Source organism: Lapillicoccus sp. (assembly GCF_046595215.1).
Classification (GTDB): domain Bacteria; phylum Actinomycetota; class Actinomycetes; order Actinomycetales; family Dermatophilaceae; genus Lapillicoccus.
The window spans coordinates 1-3,470 of the sequence record NZ_JBKJPP010000103.1 but is presented as its reverse complement, the minus strand read 5'-3'; the positions used below and the strand labels follow the sequence as shown (position 1 = coordinate 3,470).

Below are 3,470 nucleotides of genomic sequence, written 5' to 3'. Positions count from 1 at the left end.
TCGTGCCTCACCCGTGGCTCGAGGTGATCTCGGGCCCCTCCGGGAGCAACGGCCAGGATATGAGCGTCAGCGGACAGACACAGGCCAAGCCGGAGAGCGCGAGGGGGATCTGCGAGCCCTGCGGATTCATCTACGATCCTGAGGGGGGTGACCCGGACAGCGGCATCGACCCGGGACGCCCTTCGAGGACATCCCTGACGACTGGATGTGCCCCATCTGTGGTGCCACCAAGGCGGATTTCCGCGAGCTGGAGCCGGGAGAGTTCCCGGAGGACTGAGGACGCTGAGTCATGATCACCGGATACGACAATTTCGTGCAACTCGCCGAGACGCTGCAGTGGGACGAGATGGACATCGACTTCTCAGCCGACCGCGAGGCCTGGCCGCAGCTCACGGACGCCGAGAACGCCAAGGTCCTCGGACTGATCGCAGGCTTCGTCATCGCCGAGACATCGGTGTCCCGGCAGCTCGCTTCCTACCAGGCGGCTGCGTCCGACGACTCGATGGCGGCAGCCTTCCGCGCCCAGGCCCGCGACGAGGCGCGCCACGCCCGCTTCTTCGACCTCGTCTGCGCCGAGGTCGCCGGTGTCCCGGGGGCCAACCCCGCGGCACGGCGGGGCGCCCTGCGCGCCCACGTCAGCACCGAGCTCATCGACCTGTTCGAGGAGCGCCTGCCGGCCACCGCCCAGCGGCTCGCCGAGGACCATGAGGGCCTGATCGCCGCGGTCGGTCTTTACCACATGGTGATCGAGGGCGTGGTCCTCCTGGCGGGACAGCACGCGATGCTCGACGTGCTCGAGGGCCTGTCCGTCGGGCTACCGGGTGTTCGCAGGGGGATGGAGCTGGTCCTCCGTGACGAGCGCTGGCATATCGGGTTCGGATCGCGCGTCGTTCAGAACGCCGCGATCGGCCGGGACGAGGCGGACGCGCTGCTCGAACAAGGGGAGACCGCCGCCAAGGTGTGGGGGCACCTCATTACAGTCGATGCGATCGAGACCGCAGTGCGGCAGCACCGGCGCCGGCTCAAGGCCACCGGTATCAAGTTCTGGTAACCCCCATGAAGATCGTGTTCGGCGTCACCGCCCTTGCATCGCCTGGGCAGCCCCCGAAAAGCGGGCTGGTGGCGCCAACGCCCGCGTCGTCGGGGCGATACCGGCTTGCCCGTGATGCGGGGCGGGTAGAAGTACCGGGCTGGTCGTGCGGCGGGTACCTGGCCATTCGCGACGCCCGGAGTCGATGTCCCGCTGCCCGCGCCCGGAGCCGGGCACGCGTGAGAGCAACCAAGCGACCAGCACCAGCACCAGCATCTCAATGGGTAGGTTCACGAAAGATCAGATGCCAGCCGTCCGGTTCCGGGCCGCCCGCCGGATTCAGGACCAACCCGCCGGCGAGCGGGCCCGACGCCGTGAACAGGGCGACGGTCGTGCCGAACATCCCGAAGGTCCGCGCCCGCTCCGCTCCGGTGAACACGTTCTGGATCTGGCCCGGGTTCTGCGGGGCCAGCAGCGGCGGCGAGGCCCTGCAGCACTAAAGGTCCAAACGGAGCGCCCGCGGATTCCGCAACTTCGCCCACTACAGACTGCGACCGTTGTTCAAACACGGACGAATCCGCGAAGATCACTCACCGACACGGATCAGAAGCCGCCGTCCCGGCTTCGCTGCGGAGAGCGCCCAATAATGACGGAGTTGAGTCACCGATGTCGCTCGCAGCTTCGCCCGCACGCTCGCACCGACCGGTTCGTCCGTCCGGGCCACCAACCCGGACGGGACGGGCAGGCCGACGACAGAACGGTAGGCGCACGCAGCCGGTCGGCGAGCGCGACCCGGCGGGTGTCCAGGTCGCGGCCGGCCCGGTACGCGCGGAACAGCACGACCTGGGTGCTGACCAGCACGGATCCGGCCGGCGGAGTACGAACGCACGACGTCGGCCGGCACGTGGGCGTCGAACCGGTCGTCCTCGTTCCGGCCGACCGCAGCGGCCACGAAAAGCCCGGGATCAGGCTGGCGGGCCGCTCGTTGCACCCCACCGGCCGACGGAGCAGTCGACCGGACCGCAGTCGACTGTCCAAATGCGTCATTCCACTAGATGATCAATTCCAAGGGGTACGACTGGCGTGTCGTGCTCGGTAGTGCATGAAGGGTGCCCAGAATCGGCGTTGCTTACCCAACGTCGAACCGGAGGTTCTCGTGGACGCCGACCTGGACACCCTTGCAACCGCACTGTATGTCCGCAGCGATGACTTGCTCAAGGACAATCCACATCAGATTCCATGGCGTCCTACGGTGGGTATCGCCCCGATGATCTGCGACGCCGAGATGGTGACGCTCGCGGTGATGCAGGCACTGCTCGGGCACACCAGCGAAGCCCGGTGGCTCCGGTTCGCCGACGGCCACCTGCGTCACCTGTTTCCGTACCTGCCCAAGCAGCCGGGCTACAACAAGCGGCTGCGCCGGCTGGCTGCCACGCTGAACTGGCTGATTGGTGCGTTGGCCCGCGACACCAGCGTGTGGAGCGACGATGTGTGGGTCATCGACTCGACGCCGGTGGAGTGCGCCCGGTCCCGTGAGACGGTCAAACGCTCAGACCTGGCCGGGTGGGCCGAATACGGTTACTGCGCAAGCCATTCTCGTTTCTTCTGGGGGCTGCGCCTGCATCTGGTCGCGACCCTGCACGGCCTACCTATCGCGTTCGCGCTCACCGGCGCGAAAGCCGACGAACGCCAGGTCCTGCTCGACCTGATGCACGACGACCCCACCCTGGCCGCATCCCGACCAGGGCAGATCATGATCGGGGACAAGAACTACTACGGCCGCGCGTTCGAGGCCACCATTGCCGACGCCGGCATCCAGCTGTTGCGCCGCGCCCGCAAGGGCGAACCTGAACGACCCGGCGGCCGGTTCTTCAAACCGCTGCGCCAGAGCGTCGAGTCGATCTTCGACACCCTCAAGGGACAGCTCGACCTGGAACAGCACGGAGGACACACCCCACAGGGAGTCCTTGTGCGTGTCCTGCAACGCCTGCTGGCTATGACCACCGCGATCTGGCACAACGACCGCACCGGCCAGCCCGTCAGACGATCCCTACTCGCCTACGACCACTGACCCCTTGGAATTGATCATCTAGGCCTGGGTCGCGGCCGGGTCCAGCTCGCGACCCTCCGGCACGACCAGCACCGCTGTGCCGTCCTTGGCGAGGGCATCAACAAGCTGTTTACGGGCGGCGCGGTCGTCATAGTCACAGACCGGCTTACCCGCGGTCGCGTAGTCATCGTCGCGGCGGATCACCGCCCGCAGCTGCGCCTTCAGGTCGGCGCCAGCAGCCTTGAATACCCCGCGGATGCCCGAGCGGATCAGGGGTGACGGTGTCCATGGTGGCGACCGCGTCATACAACGGGGTGGAGTCCAGGACCCGCCTGCGCCCGACCAGCCCAGCCGCCTTGGCCGCCGCGAGCGTGACCTCAAAGATCCGGT

The 3,470-nt window shown here is 67.5% G+C and carries 3 protein-coding genes and 1 pseudogene; 3 read left to right on the top strand and 1 reads right to left on the bottom strand.

Annotated elements, in window-relative coordinates:
• Nucleotides 1-59 precede the first annotated feature (59 nt).
• The 3 genes and pseudogenes from ACLL9L_RS08300 (at nt 60) to ACLL9L_RS08290 (ending at nt 3,101) form a co-directional block, all read left to right on the top strand.
• Nucleotides 60-277, top strand: a pseudogene (locus ACLL9L_RS08300) (rubredoxin).
• Between the two features lie 12 nt (nt 278-289).
• Nucleotides 290-1,051, top strand: coding sequence for a ribonucleotide-diphosphate reductase subunit beta (locus tag ACLL9L_RS08295; protein WP_411284175.1), 762 nt, complete (start codon nt 290-292; stop codon nt 1,049-1,051).
• Between the two features lie 1,135 nt (nt 1,052-2,186).
• On the top strand, nt 2,187-3,101 hold the full coding sequence (locus ACLL9L_RS08290) for an IS982 family transposase (RefSeq protein WP_411284174.1): 915 nt from the start codon (nt 2,187-2,189) through the stop codon (nt 3,099-3,101).
• A gap of 18 nt (nt 3,102-3,119) precedes the next feature.
• On the opposite strand, the gene ACLL9L_RS08285 is transcribed toward ACLL9L_RS08290, so the two are convergent.
• Nucleotides 3,120-3,284, bottom strand: coding sequence for a hypothetical protein (locus tag ACLL9L_RS08285; protein WP_411284173.1), 165 nt, complete (start codon nt 3,282-3,284; stop codon nt 3,120-3,122).
• Nucleotides 3,285-3,470: the final 186 nt, after the last annotated feature.

Bases quoted from the DNA above. Each gene is read 5' to 3' on its own strand.
- ACLL9L_RS08295 (WP_411284175.1), top strand. From the start codon at position 290: ATGATCACCGGATACGACAATTTCGTGCAACTCGCCGAGACGCTGCAG.